The sequence below is a fragment of the Jonquetella anthropi DSM 22815 genome (assembly GCF_000237805.1).
GTDB lineage: Bacteria > Synergistota > Synergistia > Synergistales > Dethiosulfovibrionaceae > Jonquetella > Jonquetella anthropi.
Window position 1 is genome coordinate 1,327,459 of sequence record NZ_CM001376.1, and the last position, 20,334, is coordinate 1,347,792.

19 protein-coding genes and 1 tRNA gene are annotated in these 20,334 nt (G+C 60.1%); 13 read left to right on the top strand and 7 right to left on the bottom strand.

Annotation, left to right across the window (positions count from 1 at the left end; all coding sequences use genetic code 11):
• Window positions 1-21: 21 nt before the first annotated feature.
• Window positions 22-735 carry a hypothetical protein gene (locus JONANDRAFT_RS06205; protein WP_008521703.1) on the bottom strand — a complete coding sequence of 238 codons (714 nt, stop codon included), beginning with the start codon at window positions 733-735 and terminating at the stop codon, window positions 22-24.
• Window positions 736-921: 186 nt separating this feature from the next.
• On the opposite strand from JONANDRAFT_RS06205, the gene JONANDRAFT_RS08200 reads away from it, so the two are divergent.
• The 4 genes from JONANDRAFT_RS08200 to nrdD all read left to right on the top strand — a co-directional run bounded on the left by JONANDRAFT_RS08200 (window position 922) and on the right by nrdD (window position 4,098).
• A complete protein-coding gene (locus JONANDRAFT_RS08200) occupies window positions 922-1,068 on the top strand; it encodes a hypothetical protein (RefSeq protein ID WP_008523212.1) in 147 nt (48 codons plus the stop codon).
• Window positions 1,069-1,158: 90 nt separating this feature from the next.
• Complete coding sequence (locus tag JONANDRAFT_RS06210; protein ID WP_008523214.1) at window positions 1,159-3,210, top strand: ribonucleoside triphosphate reductase; 2,052 nt, start codon at window positions 1,159-1,161, stop codon at window positions 3,208-3,210.
• Window positions 3,211-3,900, top strand: coding sequence for an anaerobic ribonucleoside-triphosphate reductase activating protein (locus JONANDRAFT_RS06215; RefSeq protein WP_008521706.1), 690 nt, complete (start codon window positions 3,211-3,213; stop codon window positions 3,898-3,900).
• 54 nt (window positions 3,901-3,954) lie between these two features.
• Complete coding sequence (nrdD, locus tag JONANDRAFT_RS08205; protein ID WP_008521707.1) at window positions 3,955-4,098, top strand: anaerobic ribonucleoside-triphosphate reductase; 144 nt, start codon at window positions 3,955-3,957, stop codon at window positions 4,096-4,098.
• A 447-nt stretch (window positions 4,099-4,545) separates the two neighbouring features.
• Here the strand turns inward: nrdD and JONANDRAFT_RS06225 are convergent, their stop codons facing one another.
• Window positions 4,546-5,223, bottom strand: coding sequence for a flavin reductase family protein (locus JONANDRAFT_RS06225; RefSeq protein ID WP_008523215.1), 678 nt, complete (start codon window positions 5,221-5,223; stop codon window positions 4,546-4,548).
• Window positions 5,224-5,381: 158 nt separating this feature from the next.
• Between JONANDRAFT_RS06225 and JONANDRAFT_RS06230 the strand changes: the two genes are divergently transcribed.
• The 7 genes from JONANDRAFT_RS06230 to pgsW all read left to right on the top strand — a co-directional run bounded on the left by JONANDRAFT_RS06230 (window position 5,382) and on the right by pgsW (window position 13,584).
• Entirely contained in the window at window positions 5,382-7,304 is a 1,923-nt protein-coding gene (locus tag JONANDRAFT_RS06230) for a S9 family peptidase (RefSeq protein ID WP_008523216.1), read from the top strand.
• Window positions 7,305-7,564: 260 nt separating this feature from the next.
• On the top strand, window positions 7,565-8,146 hold the full coding sequence (locus JONANDRAFT_RS06235; RefSeq protein ID WP_008523217.1) for a DUF6305 family protein: 582 nt from the start codon (window positions 7,565-7,567) through the stop codon (window positions 8,144-8,146).
• 55 nt (window positions 8,147-8,201) lie between these two features.
• Window positions 8,202-9,497, top strand: a complete 1,296-nt coding sequence (locus JONANDRAFT_RS06240; protein WP_008521713.1) for a hypothetical protein — start codon at window positions 8,202-8,204, stop codon at window positions 9,495-9,497.
• Between the two features lie 13 nt (window positions 9,498-9,510).
• The gene (locus JONANDRAFT_RS06245) at window positions 9,511-9,696 is read left to right on the top strand and encodes a hypothetical protein (protein ID WP_008521714.1); all 186 of its coding nucleotides are present in this window, start codon (window positions 9,511-9,513) and stop codon (window positions 9,694-9,696) included.
• A 12-nt stretch (window positions 9,697-9,708) separates the two neighbouring features.
• Window positions 9,709-10,914 (top strand): M14 family metallopeptidase, encoded by a 1,206-nt coding sequence (locus JONANDRAFT_RS06250; protein WP_008523218.1) that lies wholly within the window; start codon window positions 9,709-9,711, stop codon window positions 10,912-10,914.
• A gap of 72 nt (window positions 10,915-10,986) precedes the next feature.
• Window positions 10,987-12,603 carry a dipeptidase gene (locus JONANDRAFT_RS06255; RefSeq protein ID WP_008523219.1) on the top strand — a complete coding sequence of 539 codons (1,617 nt, stop codon included), beginning with the start codon at window positions 10,987-10,989 and terminating at the stop codon, window positions 12,601-12,603.
• A gap of 75 nt (window positions 12,604-12,678) precedes the next feature.
• The gene (pgsW, locus tag JONANDRAFT_RS06260; protein WP_008523220.1) at window positions 12,679-13,584 is read left to right on the top strand and encodes a poly-gamma-glutamate system protein; all 906 of its coding nucleotides are present in this window, start codon (window positions 12,679-12,681) and stop codon (window positions 13,582-13,584) included.
• A gap of 57 nt (window positions 13,585-13,641) precedes the next feature.
• Here pgsW and JONANDRAFT_RS06265 read toward each other — a convergent pair whose 3' ends face one another.
• From JONANDRAFT_RS06265 to JONANDRAFT_RS06280, 4 genes are all read right to left on the bottom strand, one after another.
• Window positions 13,642-14,319, bottom strand: coding sequence for a class I SAM-dependent methyltransferase (locus JONANDRAFT_RS06265; RefSeq protein WP_008521718.1), 678 nt, complete (start codon window positions 14,317-14,319; stop codon window positions 13,642-13,644).
• Window positions 14,320-14,496: 177 nt separating this feature from the next.
• On the bottom strand, window positions 14,497-16,071 hold the full coding sequence (locus tag JONANDRAFT_RS06270) for an AbgT family transporter (protein WP_008523223.1): 1,575 nt from the start codon (window positions 16,069-16,071) through the stop codon (window positions 14,497-14,499).
• 52 nt (window positions 16,072-16,123) lie between these two features.
• A complete protein-coding gene (locus tag JONANDRAFT_RS06275) occupies window positions 16,124-17,401 on the bottom strand; it encodes an amidohydrolase (protein WP_008523225.1) in 1,278 nt (425 codons plus the stop codon).
• The gene (locus JONANDRAFT_RS06280; RefSeq protein WP_008523227.1) at window positions 17,398-18,609 is read right to left on the bottom strand and encodes a M20 metallopeptidase family protein; all 1,212 of its coding nucleotides are present in this window, start codon (window positions 18,607-18,609) and stop codon (window positions 17,398-17,400) included. The genes JONANDRAFT_RS06275 and JONANDRAFT_RS06280 overlap by 4 nt, the downstream gene beginning before the upstream one ends.
• Before the next feature lie 131 nt (window positions 18,610-18,740).
• Here JONANDRAFT_RS06280 and JONANDRAFT_RS06285 point away from each other — a divergent pair.
• Window positions 18,741-18,816 (top strand) — tRNA-Asn (locus tag JONANDRAFT_RS06285).
• 211 nt (window positions 18,817-19,027) lie between these two features.
• On the opposite strand, the gene JONANDRAFT_RS06290 is transcribed toward JONANDRAFT_RS06285, so the two are convergent.
• Window positions 19,028-19,537 carry a late embryogenesis abundant protein gene (locus tag JONANDRAFT_RS06290; RefSeq protein WP_008523229.1) on the bottom strand — a complete coding sequence of 170 codons (510 nt, stop codon included), beginning with the start codon at window positions 19,535-19,537 and terminating at the stop codon, window positions 19,028-19,030.
• A 237-nt stretch (window positions 19,538-19,774) separates the two neighbouring features.
• Between JONANDRAFT_RS06290 and tpx the strand changes: the two genes are divergently transcribed.
• Window positions 19,775-20,287 (top strand): thiol peroxidase, encoded by a 513-nt coding sequence (gene tpx / locus JONANDRAFT_RS06295; protein ID WP_008521723.1) that lies wholly within the window; start codon window positions 19,775-19,777, stop codon window positions 20,285-20,287.
• Window positions 20,288-20,334: the final 47 nt, after the last annotated feature.

Sequence of the window (20,334 nt, forward strand, 5' to 3'; positions counted from 1 at the left end):
AAGCCCCGCACTGCGCCGTCCTTACTTCAGCCCCGTGGCCGCCCGAACCTTGATCGAGTCGTCAGCCAAGCTCACCGACTGAACTGCCATCGGGACGACCAAGTGCTCAAACGAAATGCGCGGAGCCGCCTTGACCGTCGCCTTGGCGACAGCGTCGGCCGACACCAGACCGTTGTCGCAGGTCGCGGAGGTGATCTTCAGCGCGCCGCACCCGTTCTGAACCTCGTAATTCCCGTCCATATGCACCGTCGCTCTCAGCGGGATCATCGCCTTCCGGCTGTACACGCCCCACAGGCCGATCGTGTGCTCGGTAAACATCGACTTGTTCACGCTCAGCCGCGGAAAGTCCCGCCCCACCTTGGCGACGAAACCTTCCCGACTGATTCGCCCGGTCAGAGACCCGCCGCCGATCGACTTGATCAGCAGGCTGCTCCCGTTGGCCGAAAAGGTCACGTCTCTCAGCTCGATCATCAGGTCGTCATAGACCACGTTGTCGATCGAATACCCTTTAACTCCCAGGTACACTTTTGAGGCGTGCCCCTCTCCCAACCCCTGATCGGACGCGTCGACCGAAGCGGTCAGTGACTTAGCTCCTAAAAAAGAAGAGCGGAACGCGTCGGTCATCGCGTCGCCCCACTCCAAAGCCGTCTGAGGCGCCGCCTTCATATCCGACGACGCAAACGCCGGCACGGCCGAGGCAAACAGCGCAACCGCCAGAATAAACCATCGCTTCATTTTCCCATCTCCTTTGAGTCTGTCATTCGATGATCGGGACAACTTAAAGTGCCCCTGCGCAGTTCGTACGTTTCTTTTTATTATATTGTATCGATATCGAACCGCCGAACAACCGTTAGAATGCTTGAGAAATACCGCCCGTCGCCTCCCGTCGGAGCGAAAAAACAGATACAAGGAGGATCTTCCATGTCAGCTGCCAAACTCATCCTGTGGTTCTGCGCCGCCGTCTTCCTCGCCCTGTCGGTCCGCTTCTTCCGGGCCAAGCGGCCGTTCCACGCCCTCGTTGACCTCCTGCTGGCCGTCGGCATCATCGGAGTCATTTTCAACCAGTAACATCTTCCCCCTTGCGAAACACTATATATATGGTATAGTGTTTCTGCAATCGCCACATATATGGAGACATCGCAGTGGGAGGAAAGCGCCATGCTCATTCGTTACATTTTCAAGCGCGACGGAAGTCAGGTCCTGTTTGATCGGGAAAAGATCCGCGTGGCCGTGATGAAGGCCGCGGCGGCGGTCGGATCGTCGGATCCGTCGATCGGAGAGAACGTCACCCGTCAGGTGGAGTCCTATCTGGCCATATTTTACGACCACGACTCTATCCCGTCGGTCGAACAGATTCAAGATCTGGTCGAGCGGATTCTCATCGAAAACGACTACGCCGAGGTCGCTAAAGCCTATATCCTGTACCGCCGTCAGAGAGCCCGGATCCGGGACACCAAAGAGCTTTTGGGCGGCGCGGCCGACCTAGTGAACCGTTATCTGGACAACATCGACTGGAAAGTCAACGAGAACAGCAACATGAGCTACTCGCTCCAGGGGCTGAACAATTACATCGCCTCGGAGATCACCGCCCAGTACTGGCTGAACGAGATCTACACGCCCAAGATACGGGACCTTCACACCTCAGGCTCGCTTCATATTCACGACCTGAGCAACCTGTCGGTGTACTGCTGCGGCTGGGACCTGATGGACCTTCTCACGGTCGGATTCGGCGGCGTCACCACAAAGGTCGGCTCCAAGCCGGCGCGGCACCTGCGCTCACTTTTGGGGCAGATCGTCAACTTCTTCTACACGCTCCAAGGCGAAGCGGCCGGCGCTCAGGCGTTTGCCAACTTCGACACCTATCTGGCGCCGTTTGTCGCCGCGGACAAGCTCCCCTATGAGAGCGTCGTCCAGTGCATTCAGGAGTTCGTCTTCAACCTGAACGTCCCGACCCGCGTCGGCTTCCAGACGCCGTTCACCAACATCACCATGGACCTAACCGCGCCCAAGGCGCTGGCTAAACTGCCGGCCATCATCGGCGGCGAGCCCATCGACGCCACGTACGGCGACTTCCAGCGGGAAATGGACATGATCAACCGGGCGTTTGCCGAAGTCATGCTGGGCGGCGACGCCTCCGGAAAGGTGTTCCCCTTCCCCATCCCCACCTACAACCTGACCAGCGACTTCAACTGGGACAACCCGGTCCTTGACCCGGTATGGGAGATGACCGCCAAATACGGCATCCCGTACTTCTCCAACTTCATCAACTCGGACATGAACCCCGACGACGCCCGATCCATGTGCTGCCGGCTCCGGCTGGACAACCGGGAACTGCGCAAGCGCGGCGGCGGGCTCTTCGGCTCCAACCCCATGACCGGATCCATCGGCGTTGTGACCATCAACATGCCCCGGCTGGGATTCCTCTCCAAGGGAACCGACGACCTGCTCGCCCGGCTGGACGACCTGATGGACACGGCCCGCGACAGCCTCGAGATCAAGCGGAAAGTCTTGGAGCGCCTTACCGACGCCAACCTGTACCCCTACTCCAAGCACTACCTGCGGAGCGTCAAAAAGGCGTCGGGCCACTACTGGAACAACCACTTCAACACCATCGGCATCAACGGCATGAACGAGTGCCTGCTCAACCTGTGCGGCAAAGACCTGACGAGCCGCGAGGGAATCAAACTGGCCGCTTCGATCATGAACCACATGAAGGAACGGATGAGAACCTACCAGCTGGAGACCGGCAACCTGTACAACTTGGAAGCCACGCCGGCCGAGGGCGTCACCTACCGGTTCGCCAAGGCCGACCGGGATCAATTCGGCGGACAGGTCATCTGCGCCAATCACCGCCACATGCTGGAAGACGGCGCCGAGCCGTACTACACCAACTCGTCCCAGCTTCCCGTCGGCTCAACCGACGACATCTTTGAAGCCCTTGAGATGCAGGACGAACTCCAGACCATCTACACCGGCGGCACGGTCCTCCACGGCTTTCTGGGCGAGCGGGTCACCGACGGGGCGACCGTCCGACGGCTCGTTCGGAAAATCGCCGAAAACTATCGGCTGCCGTACTTCACCATCACGCCCACGTTCTCTATCTGTCCGATTCACGGCTACATTCCGGGCGAACACGAATACTGCCCCATCTGCGACGCCGAGCTTGCCGCACAGGAGGCAGCCTGCTGCTCCTGCAGCGCCGGCGACTAAATGCTCATCGGAGGACTGCAGAGGACCTCTCTCATCGACTACCCCGGACTCGTCGCTGCGACGGTTTTCACCCTCGGTTGCAACTTCCGCTGCCCATGGTGTCATAACGGCCCGTTGGTCGACCAGTCGTCGGACCTGCTGGACGAAGAGGACTTCTTCTCGTTCCTCGCCAGTCGAAAACGCCTGCTGGACGGCGTCGTGGTCACCGGCGGCGAGCCGACAATCCACCGCGACCTGCCGGAGTTCATCCTCCGAATCAAAGACATGGGGCTGAAAGTCAAACTTGACACCAACGGAAGCCACCCGGCAATGATGGCCGACCTGATCGACAAAAAACTCGTCGACTACATCGCCATGGACGTCAAAGCCGCGCCGTCGGCCTACCGACTCGCCGCCGGGACAACCGTCCAGCTGGAAACGCTCCGTCAGGCCATCGAGCAGACTCGGCGCCTTCCGCACGAGTTTCGGCTCACCCTCGTTCCGGGCATTCACACCGTCGACAGCATGGACGAATACGCCCAATTTTTGGTCCGCGGGCCGCTCTACCTTCAGGCGTTTCGGCCCGTCGAAACGGTACTGGCCGCCCCGTTCCGGGGCGCCCGCCCCTTTACCCCGAGCGAATTGGCCGCGTTTCGCGACCGATTAGCGTCGCTGATGGAAGGACCGGTCGTTCTTCGGTCTGCCATCTAGCGAATACATCAATTTCGATCGATCATCAGATCGTCTATTGAAGGAGGACTTATCATGGAAGAAAAGCGCACAAAGTGTGAAGTGTACTCTCGGGTCGTCGGTTTCCTTACTCCCGTTTCCCAGTGGAATAAAGGCAAGAAGGAAGAGTTCAAAGACCGCAAGACCTACGACGCCACGATGGCCCACCGTGATTTTTAAGACACGGCACAAACAGAGCGCCCCGCCTTCGGCGGGGCGCTCGCGTTTTCTGCTGGACAGGCAGCCTAGGCGGACACAACGCAAACAGGACTGCGGTTCGTTACGATGTTTCGGCTTTCCAAAGACCGCTTTAGCCAAGGCTTTGTCTGGCTCTTTGACGCGGGCGGACGGGGCGGTCGTCTTTCACGCGCTTGGATTGGCTATGACCGTGCCGTTGTTTATTGACTGAGTTGCGTATTCCCCGCCTGTTCCCTTGACAAACTGGCGGGGCGTGCTATTCTTGCATCAGAAAGCGGCTCTTCGTGACTAGAGGTCCCTGTGGGCAATTGGAGCCCCGTTGGTTCTTCTATTTCTCGAAGAGCCGTTTCTTTTTTAGGAGAAAACGAAACGAAGCAGAGCGCCCCGCTAAACGCGGGGCGCTCTGCTTTTGTCTTTTAAAAAGACGTCCTACTCCTGCTTCTCAAACTTAGCCTTCAGAGCTTCGCCAGGGGTTCCCAGCACGTCGCCGACGTGGTAGTACTTGCCGGTTCCGGGCCAGTAGAGGAAGAGCTTCATGGCTTCGGGCTTCAGCTCGCCGCTGGTCGGGTCGATACAGTTCTTATCGATCCACGTTTTGTTGACTTTGGCGATGAAGAACGTGTGGGATCCGCCGTCGAACGCCTCTTCAACTTCACATTCCATGGTGACAGGGAAGTCCACCAAGCAGGGGGCGTTGACCGTTTCAGCCTTCTCGGTCTTGACGCCAGTGACGGCGAACTTGTCCAAGTCGGGGAGCTTTTTCAGGCTGTGATTGCCGAAGAAGTCCATCTCGGCGAGGAACTTCTCGCTGGGAAGGTTCACCGTGAAAAACTTGGAGGCCATGATGTTGTCATGGGTGGCCCGCTTCTTGTTGACTGCCACGCCGATGCGGGCCGGCGAGCTGCTGACGATGCCCCACCGATCGATGAGAGCCGCGTCGGCCTTTCCGTTTGCGTCGTACGTGGCCACAGCGATGACTGTGGACGGGGCGACCCGAGGCCCAAGCTCTTTGCCGTTTGCCGGGTTCACCGCGACCCTCTCAACTGCCAAGGCCGGAACGGCCAACAATGACGCGCACATCAGAACTGCCAAGACGCTCTTTTTCATGCGAACACGCTCCTTTAATTAGCTCTAACTAACATATTGATTATACTCTGCCGCCGCTAAAAATCAACGGTTCAGCGGCTTTCGCCTGCCGGCAGGGAGCGGACTGTTGGTCTATAATCAGGCTGTTGTGACTTGTCAAAGACGAAGGAGGAGTTCCTTTGGCCAGAGCTGTGCAGCGTGATGATCTGCTTTCTTTTCGTTTCCTTTCCCGACCGGCCGTTTCGCCCGACGGCGGGACGATCGCCTTTTTGGTTCACCGGGCAGACAAGGAGTCAAACCGTTACGAGTCAAACATTTGGACGTGCCGCCTCAGCGACGGCGTTCTTCGGCAGATGACCTTTTCAGGAAGAGAAAAGTTTTTCTGCTGGAGCCCGGACGGCTCGTCGCTCGTCTTCGCTTCCGAGCGGACCGACGACGAGGGGACGGTCTTTTACCGGCTTTCTCTCGAAGGCGGGGAGGCCCAACGTCTCTTTTCCCTGCCCCAGAAGGCCGGGGCCGTCTGGGAGCTGCCTGACGGGCGTTTCCTCGTTCGGGCCCGCTGGGTTCCGTCAATTGAGAACCCGGATGAGGCCAACTATCAGATTTTTGACCAGCTGCCGTTCCTTGCGAACGGCCAAGGGTACATCGGTTCGGAACGGACCGGCTTAGGCGTTTATGCCCCTCAATCCGGGACTTGGAAGCGGCTGACCGACGAGACGTTCGACTTGGCAAGCTGCACGATGAAGGACGACTTCAGCCAAGTCCTCGCCGTGGGCTGCTCTTTTACCGACGTGAAGCCCCAGACGAACAGCGTCTGCCTGTTTGATCTGGCCGACGGGACGTCGCGAGATTTGACCGAAGGCCTCGCGATGTCCTTTTCGTCCGCCGGCTGGCATGGAGACGACGTGATCGCGACCGGGTGCGACCGCGCGGACCGCGGAGTCCACAAGAACCCGACGTTTTTCAAGCTGGCCGACAGCGCTTTGACGCCTCTGAGCCCGACGCTCGACACCGGCCTTCACAGCACGGTTGGCTCGGACTGCCGGTACGGCCAGGCCGATCAGACGGGCGAGTTCTTCGACGACGGGCTCGGCCTGGTTTACTGTTCCACCGAAGGGTTCCGAAGCTTCCTTTTCCGGCTAAACGCCGACGGTTCGAGCAGCCGGCTGACCGACCTGTCGTCTGTGGATTCGTTCTGCGTCCGATCGGGCGTCACGGCGTTCGTCGGGATGGAGCCGAACGGCCTGCAGGAGCTTTACGTTCTGAACGGCTCGGGCGTCCGGCGGCTGTCCCACTTTAACGACGCAATTTTGAGTGAGCTTCAGGTGCAGCCGGCGCACTACGTTTCAGTTCAGTCAGGCGACGTGACGCTCGACGGCTGGTACATTGAGCCGCTGAACTGCCAGCCGGGGAAAAAGTACCCGACGATCCTGAACATTCACGGCGGCCCGCGGGGAGTTTACGGCGACGTGTTCTTCCACGAGATGCAATGCTGGGCCGCTCAGGGGTACGGCGTGATTTTCACGAACCCGCGGGGCAGCGACGGCCGTGGAAACGATTTTGACGATATTCGGGGGGCGTACGGCGTCACTGACTACGGCGACCTGATGGCGTTTGCCGAGTGGTGCGCGGCTCATCTGCCGTTTGTGGATTCCGATCGGCTTGGCGTCGCCGGCGGTTCGTACGGCGGGTTCATGGTCAACTGGATGGTGACCCACACGGATCGGTTCAAGGCGGCCTGCGCCCAGCGGCCGATCAGCAACTGGGTGTCCAAGTTCGGCAGCTGCGACATCGGCTACTACTACGTGGAAGATCAGCACGTAGGGCTGCCGTGGGACGGCAGGCCCGGCCCGTGGGACGATTCGCCGCTCAAGTACGCGGCGAACGCGAAGACGCCTCTGCTGCTCATTCAGTCGTCTGACGACTTCCGCTGCGAGGCCAGCCAGTCGTTCCAGATGTTTACGGCGATGAAAGTGTTGGGCGTGCCCTGCCGGATGTGCTTCTTCCACGGGGAAAATCACGAGCTGAGCCGCAGCGGCAAGCCGCGCAACCGGCTGGCGCGCCTGCGGGAGATCAGCCGATGGTTCGACGAGATGCTGTAAACTTTTTCCGGCTAAAACGGGAAGGGCCATGCGCCCTTCCCGTTTTTTGACGGCCGGCCCTTCGGTCCAACTCGTTTGAGCGAAGGACTGTCAGCTTATTAAATTTTCTTGAGATAAACGAATATTCCGTCTTCGAACGAGTTTCCCCACAAAACGCTCAGAGCAGGATAGAATGAATTACAGGCTTTTGTGCCCTGTGCATTTCAAGTTCGATGCACCTTATTTTAGGGGTATCCCTATTCTCTAAGGAGGCTGGTTGGATGAAACGCATTCTCGCATTGAGCGCCTTGGCAGTCATGCTGATGGGCAGCGCGGCTTTTGCCGCTTTGAGCGGCGCTGATGTTCCCAAGGGCAACGATCCTCTGCTGATTACCAACGCTGGGCAGGGACCCGGAGGCAAGATGGGACGTCTGCTGTTCACCCGCGCCGGGGTTCAGGGGCTGACGTACAACGCCGAACCGAAGGCCGACGACGTGGAAGCCGGCGGGTTCAAGACGATGGTAGTGGTTATTGGGTCGTCCGCCAAAGGGCTGGGCGCTTCGGGCATCACGATCGATCAGGAAATCGACCGGCTCGTTCCGATGCTCGACCGGGCGAAGAGTCTGGGAATCCAGATTGTGACTGCTCATATCGAAGGCAAGGCCCGCCGCGGGAAGCCCGGCAGCGCCGACGAGCGGTCCATCGACACGGTTCTTCCCTACGCCGACTACATTGTCGTCAACAAGGAAAGCGACGAGGACGGACGGTTCACCGAGTTCGCCCATGAGCACGACATTCCCATTACGTACCTTGACAGCGCTATGGATCTCAAGGCCTACGCCGAGGCGATGTACAAGAAGTAACGGCCTCTGACGCGCCTTATCCGGGCGCTTTGTCTGATTGGAGGATGTGTGCCCTATGTACGCGGAGACATCAATTGTTTTAGCGGCAATGGTGGTGACGTTCGCCCTAGCCAGCTGGAAACTTAAGTCACCGGAGATTTCCATGGTCATCACGGCAGTCGTCGGCGCGCTGGTCGGCCGGCTGGGCTTTCCCGTCCGGCTGCTCGTCGAAGGGACGTTCACCTACTTCGACGTGGCGTTCACGTTCCTCACCGCTTCAATTTTCATCAACTTTTACAAGGAAACCGGCGCGATGGACACGCTGGTGCGCAAGATGGTCGACCGGTTCTACGACAGCCGATGGACGCTCTTTTTCCTTCTGGCGGTCATCATGCTCATTCCCGGAGCTCTGACCGGCGCCGGCAGCGTTTCCATGTTCGTCGTGGGCGGCATGGTCGCGACGGTGCTGCGGTTTATGGGCATCAGAGACGACCGAATCGTGTCGTTCATCTACGTGACGTCGATGCTGGCCGCCGTGGCGCCGCCGATTAACCTGTGGGTCATGCTGATGTGCGCTCAGGCGAATATGCCCTACGTGGGCTTCGACGTGCCGCTCTTGGCCCCGATTATCCTGATCACGATCTTCACGGTGTTCTACCTGCTCCGGGGCGCCAAGCCGCAGGAAAAACAGGTGATCCTTGACTCCCTGCCCCCGATTCCCGAGGGCATGAGCTGGTTCCGGATTTTGACGCCGCTCGTTGTCTTCATCGCGCTGATTCTGGCGTCCAAGTACGCGGCGTTCTACGTGCCCATTCTGGGCATTCCGCTGATCTTCATTCTCTCCACGCTGGTCGCCATGCTCCTGTCGCCCCGCAAGGTCGGCGCCAGAGGCTGGCTCAAGGTGCTGAACGAGACGACCGAGCAGGTGTTCCCGCTGCTTGCAACGGTTATCAGCGTCGGCGTTCTGGTCAACATCATGACGGCTACCGGCGTGAGAGGCCTGATCGCCATCACGTTTGTCACCCTGCCGGTGGCTCTGATTTACGTGTTCGCCCCGATCGTTCTGCCGTTTGCCCAAGGCTCGCTGAGCTACAGCAGCGGCATTATCCTCGGCACGCCTCTGATTTTCCTGTTTAACTCCATCGGCGTGAACGTGACCATCGTGGCGACGGCGCTGAGCCTGATTTACCCGCTGGGCGACTGCCTGCCGCCGTCCCGCATTTCCGGCCGCGTGGCGATTGAGGTTTCGGACTATAAGGGCTCGTATATGTCGTTCTTGCGGTCCATCGTCGTGCCTGCCGTCTTCATGGCGGCCGTGGCGCTGGTCATGCTGATTTTCGCCAACAAGTTCCGTTGGCTCATCGTCTATTAAGGAGGCCGGACAGATGGACGAATTTCTTCGTTTCGCCAATGAAATCATTCACCAGTTCTATTTCATCATGTCCGGAGTGGTCGCTCTGGTGCTGCTGCGTGGGCTGTTCGCCCGCAACACCCGCAGGACTATCGTGTACGATATCGTCTACGCCTACACGATTATCCCCTTCCTGCTCCGTGCGCTGCACATCAAGTAGGGAGGCCGGACAATGACTCAGAACTCTTCTCAGGCTCAAGGCGCGTACGAGACCGGCAAGACGATCCGTCAGCTGGTCTTCCTCGCGCTGGCGCTCGTGCTGGCGTTTTTCGGCGGCAAACAGTTCGTCGAGCTGCGCAACACGAGAGAAGCGATCGTCGTTTCGCCGGCGTTCACGAAAATGTACATGCTCAGCGACTGGTTCGCCCCTCTTAAGGGAACTGGCATGGACACGCCGGTGTACCTGTTCGATTCGGGCAAGCCGGGCGGGACGATGCTCTACTTGGGCGGCACTCACCCGTACGAGCCGGCGACGATGGTTTCAGCGTACGTCATTATGGAAAACATTAAGGTCGACGCGGGACGCGTGTTCGTCATTCCTCACGCCAACCGCAGCGGCGCGACGGTCGGCATGCTGGGCAACGCCTACCCGCTCACCTTCGGCATCAAAACGCCTTGGGGCGAGAAGCGGGTCCGCATCGGAGACCGCAACTCTTCGCCGCTGGATCAGTGGCCTGACCCGTTCACCTACGTTCATTACCCGTCGGGCCAGAACTTGGACTACACCGACTCGCGCAACCTGAACCGCTCCTACCCGGGCCGGCCCGGCGGTTCGCTGACCGAACAGCTGGCGTTCGCCCTGATGGAGCTGACCCGCAAGGAAAAAGTAACCCTTTTCGTGGACAGTCACGAGGCGTCCCTGATGTACCCGGTGGTCGCCACGTACGTGGCCCACGATCGGGCGCTTGATATGGCGATGATGGCCGCGATGGAGCTCACGGCGACCGACTTCCCAATGAAGTGCGAGTCCTCGCCGAAGGGGCTGCGCGGCCTGTCCCACCGCGAAGTGGGCGACTTCGCACCGACGCCCTACGTTATCCTGATGGAGACGCCTGAGCCGTTCATCGACCGGGTCGCCGGCAAGATCACCGAAGACCTGATGGTGGAAGGCAAGGACGAGTTCCTTCAGACCGCGGCTGAGCACGGCCTGCTGTTCTGCGACTACGATATTTCGGTCGGCGCTCCCATTTGGGATCGGGTCGGCCGTCACCTGTCCGGCACTCTGGCCATGCTGCGCAACATGAATGACTTTCTCAGCGACCCGGAGCGGACCATTCAGGTCTCGTTCCCGGACTATCAGGCTGTGAAGGCCAACGGGTTGGGCGCGTACCTGCACAACCCCGCCGAGGCAGACCCGTCAAAGGTTTTCTGGGACTAGTCAGTCCCTGCAGCACAGCTCCGCGCGCTCATTTCTTGTGGCGAACCATTTGACCGACGAGGAGGATGAACGATGAAGAAACGTACACTTGGCCTGCTTGCCGCCGCTGCCGGACTGGTCCTTGCTTCCGGATCCGCCTGGAGCTGCACCGTGCTGGGCATCGGCAAGAACGCTACCGCCGACGGCAGCGCGATGATCACGCACAACGACGACTCACGGACCGCAAACTCCCGGCTCTTCATTATTCCTGAAGCTGACTGGCCGGAAGGGTCCAAGCGCCCGATCATCAAGGACGCTCACGGCTACGAGGGCGACGCTCAGCAGATGGACGAAATTGACCAAGTTCCTCACACGTACCGGTATTTCTTCTCCCGCTACTCGTTCATGAACGAAAAGGGCGTGGCCATCGGCGAGGCGACCAACGGCGTTCAGGTGACCGACGAGCGGAGCAAGAAAGTTCAGCAGATCATGGAAAAAGACGCCGTCGGCTCTGCCGACGCTTGGGTCGTTCAGGACGTCGCTCTTGAGCGCGCCAAGACTGCCCGCGAGGCCGTTTCCGTCATGGGCAAACTGGTCGAGGAAGTCGGCTGGTACGACTCCGGCGAGACCATGCCGATCACCGACGGAAACGAAGTTTGGATCATGGAGTTCTACGGCAACAAGATTTGGGCCGCGTGGCGCGTGCCGGATGATCAAGTGTTCGTGGCCGCCAACCGGGCTCGGCTTCGCCACCTTGACCTGACCGACAAGGACAACGTGATGTACTGCCCCGACCTGGTCGACTACGCCGTCAAGAACGGCTTCATCGCCAAAGAAGACGTCAACATGAAGGACTTCAGCCCGGCGGACGTGTACTCGCCCAACACCGAGCTGTACGCCATGCGCCGCGAGTGGCGGGTGTTCTCGCTCATCGCCCCGGAAAGCTTCAAAGGCGGCCCGGACGACCTCGAGATGCCCATGTCCTTCAAGCCTGACAAGAAGCTGACCGTGGACGACGTGTTCCGGATCACCGGCGACTGGTACGGCGGCACCGATTACGACCTGAGCAAAGGCCCCGCTGCCGGTCCGTGGGGCAACCCGCTTCGCTACGCCAACTCCTCTAAGGAAAACCCCGACGCCACGTGGGAGCGGTCCATCAACATGATGCGCACCTGCTACGTCCACATCGCCCAGGTCCGCGGCGACCTGCCGGAAGAGGTCCGCGGCATCAGCTGGTACGGCTACGGCGCACCTGACACCACCTACATCACCCCGCTTTGGCCCATCATGACCGAACTGCCCGCCCTCTACTCGATCGGCGACCGGTTCCACGACTACGACAGCAAGTCGGGCTGGTGGACCTGCACCCGCGTGCAGGAACTGGCGACCCTTCACTATCAGGACGCCAGAAAGGACATTCACGCTGCCCGGGAGCCCAAGCTGAACGCGCTGTACCTGCAGACCCGCATGATTCAGGACAAGGCCGCCGAACTCATCAAGGACGGCAAACGCGACGAAGCGATCAACCTGATCACCCAGTTTGCGTGCGCCAACGCCACCGACTGGCACGAGCGCTGGCTCGCCCTTGGCGACAAGCTCATGCAGCGCTACTCGCTGGGCTACGTGAACTACAAGACCACACCGTACCCCGAGTGGTGGAACAAGTTCGTCGGCTACGGCTCCGTCGAACGCAAGAACAAGAGCAAGTAACCTGTTCATAAAACACGCGGCCGTTCGTTGGACGGCCGCGCATTTTTATCTTCCCTCTCTCCGAGGTGTTCGGACTTGAAGCTCATCAGACTGACCGCCGTTATTCTCCTGGCCCTCTGCTCCACGAGCCGCCCCGCGCCGGCGCTCGAATCGGCCGGCCGGCTCATGGCTAGGTGCGAAGCCGTTCTCTGGCAGCAGAAGCAAGACGCCGGACGCGGCCTTGAACTCGCTGACCCAAACCACAGCGGCCTGATCGGCCCGGAGTGGAGCCCGCTGGTCACGGATATCGGCCATTGGGGCGACAAGGTCGCTTCCGCCCGGCCCGAAATGGCCGACGCGCTGGCCGGATATTTCCGCCGCGCCCGGCTGAAACGCGGCGACGTGATTGCAGTCAACGCCAGCGGCTCGTTCCCCGGCTTCCTTTTGGCTACGCTCTGCGCCGCTCAAACGCTCGGACTGCAGCCAGTCGTCGCCTACTCGCTCGGCGCGTCCAGCTACGGCGCGACCGATCCGAACTTCCCTTTTCCAGCCGCCTTGGAAATCCTGCGCCAGCGCGGCCACCTGAAGGACTTTCCCCTCTTGATTTTCCCCGGCGGCTCTCAGGACCGAATGGAACAGACGCTACTCGAGGCCCCGCAGCCGACCGTCAAAGCGCTGATGAATCGCTGGCCTCAAAACGCCGTCTTCCCGGACTCGCTGGACGACGGCATCGCCCGGCGGCAGAAGTTCTTCGACTCGTACCCGGTCAAGTGCTTCGTCTCCATCGGCACGCCTGAGACGAGCACCGGCCTCGGCGACGAGATTTTAAAGCTCCCGCGGGGGCTCGTCCTTCCAGTGGCTAATTACCCGCTCGCCCAAGGGCTCATCTGGACGTACCTCCGGCGCGGCATTCCGGTAGTTCACCTGCTCTACGTCCGGGCTATCTGCCAAGACAATCGCGTCGTCTGGCACGACCAGCCCGACGCGCCAATCGCCCGATAAAGAACCGGCCGCTTCAGAAAAATCTGAAGCGGCCGGTTCTTTATCGGGCGACGAACTTTATCCCCTCGACGGCTTCCGGCACCGGAAACAGATCATCGAGCCGCTGGGCTTCCAGCACTCAACCGTGTAGTCGCGGGCGAGGCGAGCTCTCAGTTCCGACGCGGTCGGATGCGGCTCCATGAATATGCCCCACCGGGTGTACAAATTTTTCACGAAAAAGTCAGTCCGGCGCGAAACGCCGCGGACGTACGTGCAGCCGACAAACCACCCGCCGGGGCGAATGACCCGGAGTATTTCGCTCAGCGCGTCCTCTTTTTCGGGGAAGCAGTGGTACCCGTTCATGCAGAGGACACCGTCGAAACTTTCGTCCTCAAACGGCAGCTCCCCCACGTCTCCTTGGGTGAGCGTGACCTGCGGGACCGACTTCCCCGCCCGACGCCTGAACCGCTCCAGCATGACCGGCGAGTAGTCGAGGCAGACGATCTCCGCGTTTGGAAGCTGCTGATACATCTGAAGAGTGAACACTCCCGTGCCGGCCGGCACATCGAGCATTCGCCCTGAAAAGTCCTTGGGGAGCATGTCCAGCACGATTCGAGCCTCAGTCCACGAGTTTTTCTCGCCCCAGAAAATTCGATTGTACAGCCTGTGATACCAGCGCTTGCCGGTTAAAAAATCGTCGTACCGCATGTCGTCCGCCGTCAGATTTCTGATGAACGCGTCGTTTACCCGCTTCATTTCGCGCCTCCTGAGCAAAAGGCTGGCGGCGAAATGCCGTCAGTCAGATCGGTTAAGCTAACTTATTATAACCCTTGTTGAAGCTAGAGAAAGAACGCCGGGACTGGACGGATTCAGCCAAATAAAAAAAAGAGGACGCCCGAGCGGGCGTCCTCTTTAGAACTCTGAGCAAAAAGCCTACATGATCGGCGGCGTGCCGGGCCCCATGGGCAGCTTGAGCAGGTACCACACGACCAGCTGAACCGAGAAGCAGACTATGTACGCGATGGAATAGGGCATGGACATGGAAAGAACCGTGCCGATCCCGACTTCCTGCTTGTTGCCCTCGGGCCGGTACTGCTCCAACAGACCGATGATGACCGGGAGATAGTACGACAGCGGCGAAATGATGTTGGTGCTGGAGTCGCCGATTCGGTAGGCCATCTGAGTGAGAGCCGGCGAGAAGCCAACCACCGAGAACATGGGGACGAAAATCGGCGCCAGAATCAGCCACTTGGCCGAGCCGGAGATCATGAAAAGGTTGACGAAGCAGCTCAACAAAATAAACATGAGCAGCAGCGGAATACCGCCAAGGTTCATGGCCTTCAGCATTTCAGCGCCCTTGACGGCCAGCACGGTGGTCAGGTGGCTCTCGGCAAAGAAGTAAATGAACGCCGCGGCGGGCAGGACGACGACCAAGAAGCTGACGCCGTTGGCCAGCCCCTTGCCCATCATGTGGGGCACGTCGGCCATCTTCTTGATGGTCCGTGCGCCGTAGCCGTAGGCGATACCGACGATGAAGAAGAGAATGAACAGCTCGCAGATGATGCCCGACAGGAACGGCGACTTGGGAACGATGTCTCCGTTGTCAGCTCGGAAGAACGAGCCCTGAGGCAGAATGTTGTAGAGGAACAGGGCCACAACGATTACCAGAGCGATGAGGGCGTACCGAAGACCTCGGTTCTCGTCCGCTGTGACCCGGTGCTGGGCCAGGTACTCATCGTCCTTGACCGTCGTGTCATCGCCCAAGACGCGGACGGTGAACTTCTCGGTGACGAACGTGGTCGCCAGCGTGAGAATAACCGTGGCAGCCATCAGGAAGTACCAGTTCATCAGGGGATGCACAGGCGCGTTGATGGGGAAAACGGACGCGGACACGGCCGACTGGGTAATGCCGGAAAGCAGAGCGTCAGTTCCGGCAATGAAGAAGTTGGCGGTGAACCCGCCGCAGCCTGCGGCAAACCCTGTGGCAATGCCGACCCACGGGTTGCGGCCCAGCGCCTTGAAGATGGCGCCGCCGATGGCCGGGGTGAAAATAATGCCCGCGTCGCTGGCCAAGTTGGCGTTAATGCCGACAACAGCCAACGTGGCGGTGATCGCCCACGACGGGGCGCCCAGAATGGCCTTGCGCATGAACGCGGAGATCAGCCCGGACTGCTCGAGCAGGGCGATGCCCAGCGTCATGGTCATAATCAGCCCGAGGGGCGCAAAGCTCGTGTAAATCGGCACGAAGTTGGCGAAGTACTTTCTCAGCGCCTCGTAGCTGAAAAGGTTCACCACCGCGACAGTCGTTTCCTTGGCATCGGCGCCCGCCTTGCCGGCGGACATGTAGGTGACCGAAACGCCGGCCTTGGACAGAAAGTACGACAGGACGAGAACAATAATTGACAGGTAAATGAACAGCCAGAACGGGTGAGGCAGTTTATTGCCAACGACCTCCACGCCGTGAATGAACCGCTCAAATCCGCTTCGTTTTTTCTGCAGCTCAGCCATAATGCCCTCCTTGATATCTTTAGTTTTATTTCCCAGTGCCGCAAAAAGAAGGCTACCCGTTGAGACGGCGCACCACCCCTTCAAGCAGGCGAAGCCCGATCGGAAGACACGCCTCGTCGAAGTCGAACCGGGCGTTGTGGTGTCCGGCGCTCGTCGTCGCGCCGAGGCCAATGTACGTCGCCAGTCCGCCCCGATCCTGAACGGTCTTCATGAGCCACGCGGCGTCGTCGCTGCCCGACATGAGCCGCCGGGGCCGAACGTCAACCGCGCCGGGGACTTCCCGAGCAACCTGGCAGACCAGCTCGGCCAGCTCGGGCGAGCTGGCGCCGCCGATGGACTGACCGACCTTCTCCACCTGAGAGGTCAGGCCGTACATCTCCGCCGCGCCGCGAATGACTTCCATCGCCCGGCCGTAGACGTACTGTTCGAGCTCGTCTGTCCCGCCGCGAGTTTCAACCTTCATGAACGCTTTGGGAGGAATCACGTTGCGGCCTTCGCCGGCGCGCAGGACGCCCACGTTGATTCGGGTGACCCCGTGAGAGTTCGGCGCAATAGCGTGCAGGTTCAGCGCCGCGGCCGCCGCGCCGAGCAGGGCGTTTCGGCCCAGCTCAGGCGCCCCGCCGGCGTGAGCTGCCTCGCCGGTAAAGGTCACGTCGAACTTGGTGGTGCACAAAAAGCCGTCCGTTCCGCCGAAAACAGTGCCTGTGGGAAAACCAAGGCCAAGGTGCAGGGCGATGAACGTATCGGCCTGATCGACGGCGCCGCTGGCCGCAAAAGCGTAGCCGCCCCGAACGCCTTCCTCGGCAGGCTGGAAGACTAAAAGGATTTTTCCCTTGAGCCCGTCGAGATTTGAAGTCAGCAGCTCGGCCAACCCCAGCCCCATCGCGGTGTGCCCGTCGTGGCCGCAGGCGTGCATTTCGCCCGGATTTTCCGAAGGGAATCCCTCAGCCGTCGGCCTGTGACTTGCCTCGCTGCACTCGGTCACGTCAACGCAGTCAATGTCAAACCGAAGGGCAGTCAGAGGGCCGGGACGCCCCGTGTCGATCATCGCCAAAAGCCCCGTGGCGTCGCCGATTCGGCCCACAATTTTGGGGTCGGCGCCCCACTCGACCGCCCGGCGGCGGTGAGCGTCCCGATCGGCCGGCGCGCCCATCACCGTTTCAGGCTTCACGAACTCGCCGCCGAACGTTATCCCAAGCCCCAGCGGCTCAAGCGTCTCTGCTATTTTTGCCGTCGTGTAGTACTCGGTCCAGCCGGTCTCCGGGTGCCGGTGAAACAGCCGCCGACGCTCGACCGTCCGCCGGACCAGATCTTCAAAATCAAGGCTCATGCAAAGACCTCCTTCGGAGCGCTCATCAGAGCCAGCGCCGCGTGGCAGGTGTACAGGACGCCCAATTTTAGGCTGTCAGACGCGGGCAGAAATGACGAGTTGTGCAGAGGCGGCATATCTTCCGGGGAAACGCCGTCAGGCCGACAGCCAAGCCACGCGAACGCCGACGGCCGAGCCTTGGCGAAGAACGCGAAGTCCTCGCCGGTCGGCGGCACTGGCAGTCCAGTCAGCAGTTTTCCGCCGGTCACGTCAGAGGCGACGGGCTCCAGCAGCTCGACGAGCCGGCGGTCGTTGACCGTCGGCGGGTAACCGCGCTCATACTTCACCTGAGCCGTCGCCCCGAGAGCTTTCGCCGCGTTCTCCGCAGTCCGAACGATCCAGCCTGGCAGATGGTCATGTACCCCCTCGTCGAAGCTGCGAACCGTGCCTTCCATCTCGACCCGGTCGGCCAGAATGTTGTAGCGCGTTCCGCCGCTCATCGTGCCGATTGTCACCACAGCGGCCTGAGCTGGCGGCACGTTTCGGCTCACCACCGTCTGAAGGGCCATCACCACGTTGGAAGCGGCCACGATCGCGTCGATTCCGCCGTCGGGCATGGACGCGTGACAGCTCTTGCCCAGCACGGTGATGTTCAGGTGATCCGACGCGGCGCTGACCGCGCCGGCCTGAAGGCCAATAGAACCGCAGGGCAGCGTCGGCCACAGGTGCAGGCCAAGGATCGCGTCAACGTGCGGGTTCTCGAGCGCGCCGTCGCGAATCATCAGCTGGGATCCGCCCAGCGGCGTGCACTCCTCAGACGGCTGAAACAAAAACTTGACCGTCCCCGGCAGCTTATCCCTATGGGCCGCTAAGATTTGGGCGACTGTCAGCAGGATAGCCGTGTGTCCGTCGTGCCCGCAGGCGTGCATCACGCCCGGGTTCTGCGACGCGAACGGACATCCGGTCGTCTCTGTAATGCTCAGCGCGTCCATGTCGGCCCGCAGGCCGATGACCGGCCCGCCCGACTGGCCGGCGAGAAGAGCCGTGACGCCGTGACCTCCGACGCCCGTTTTAATCTCATCAAGGTTCAGCCTGCCGAGTACTTGAGCCACGTACCGAGCCGTCTCCTCCTCGTGATAACTGAGTTCCGGGTGGGCGTGAAGATGCCGGTAGTGCTCCATTAGAACTGAACTGGCATCGTTCGCCCCCCCGACAAAAAAATCGCGCACAGGACGTTCCTCCCTTCGCGCGTTCGCCGCGCTTTGCTTTATCACAACGCCATTGTGTTTTATTATAACAGGTTCCCGGAGCCCTGCTCGGTTGCGCCAAACAGGAGCCGGCGCTATAATACGTCCGTTATTCCTCGATAGCTCAGTCGGCAGAGCGGGTGACTGTTAATCACTAGGTCGCAGGTTCAAGTCCTGCTCGAGGAGCCAGATGATAAGAGCCTCGTGCGGTTCCATCGCACGAGGCTTTGTTTTTACTGGGCTTTTAACGCCATTGTTAAAAGACGTTGTGCCTTTTAACGGCTTGGGACCTAAACGGCCCCTCGGGAAACGGGCGCCCCAAAACTGTCCATCAAAAAACTTGTCTCTCGACGCAAATAAAAAGCCTGCCGGATAAACCGGCAGGCTTTTTACACAAGAATTAGTTTTTAGCAGGCTCTTCGGGCTTGGGCTGATCGGCAGGGACAGGAGCCGGAGCGGCGTCCTTGACTTCAGCGGCCTTGTCGGCGGCGGCGTCCTTAGCCTCAGCGGCCTTGTCGGCGGCGGCGTCCTTAACTTCAGCGGCCTTGTCGGCGGCAGCGTCCTTGACCTCAGCGGCCTTATCAGCAGCGGCGTCCTTGGCCTCTGCAGGCTTGTCGGCAACAGCGGCTTTCACTTCTTCGACCTTCTGTTCGACTTCCTGTTTCACCTCGGCAGCCTTATCGGCGACAGCTGTCTTTACCTCTTCTGCCTTCGCGGCGACAGCATCGCCCACTTTCTGGGCGGCGTCGCTCACGGCAGCCTTTGCTTCTTCAACCTTCTTGTCGCCTTCCGTCTGGGCAGCCGGCTGACTGGCGGTCTGAGAGGCCTGCTGGCCCTTGTTGGCCTTCTGATAGTACACGACGCCTGCAATCACAGCAATAATCACGACGATAATCCAAAACTTTTTCATGAGAGATCCTCTCCTTAGTTTGGTATGTCAGGGCTTGCCGCCACTGTCAGTATTTTAGCCCGACGGCCTGCCCTCTCAAGCGAAAAAAGCTTCACGCCGTCTCCGTCCGTTTTACCGATTCCACCGTTGCCAGATTCGTCGGGCCAGCAAAGTTGCTCTGGCCGTTTCAGAGCTCAGCCGGTATGTTAATATTTAAAAGAAATTCCAGCACAAAAAACCTGCAGGAGGTGTTCTACGATGGAAAGGAAAGGCGTTATCACGATGGGCGGCAACCCGATGACCCTGATCGGTCCGGAACTGAAGGTCGGCGACAAGGCTCCGGCGTTTACGCTTCACGATATGGGTCTCGCCCCAGTGACGTTAGGCGATTTTTCCGGCAAGGTGAAGATCATTTCCGTGACGCCGTCAATCGACACGCCGGTGTGCGACGCTCAGGCTCACCAGTTCAACGAGGATGCCGCCGCGCTTGGCAGCGGCGTGGTCATTTTGAACGTCAGCATGGATCTGCCGTTTGCGTTGGGCCGCTACTGCGCCGCCGAGGGAATTGACAGCGTCAAGACCCTTTCCGACTACTACGACGCGTCGTTCGGCTCTGGCTGGGGCGTCCTGATTAAGGAGCTGCGCCTGCTCTGCCGAGCGGTTTTCGTGCTAGACGACCACGACGTGATCCGGTACGCCCAGATTGTCCCCGAGGTGACCCACGCGGTCGACTTCGACGCCGCGCTGAAAGCCGCGAAAAAACTTCTCTGATCGCTGGTGTTTTGCACGGACCGGCTCACGTTGAGCCGGTCCGCCTC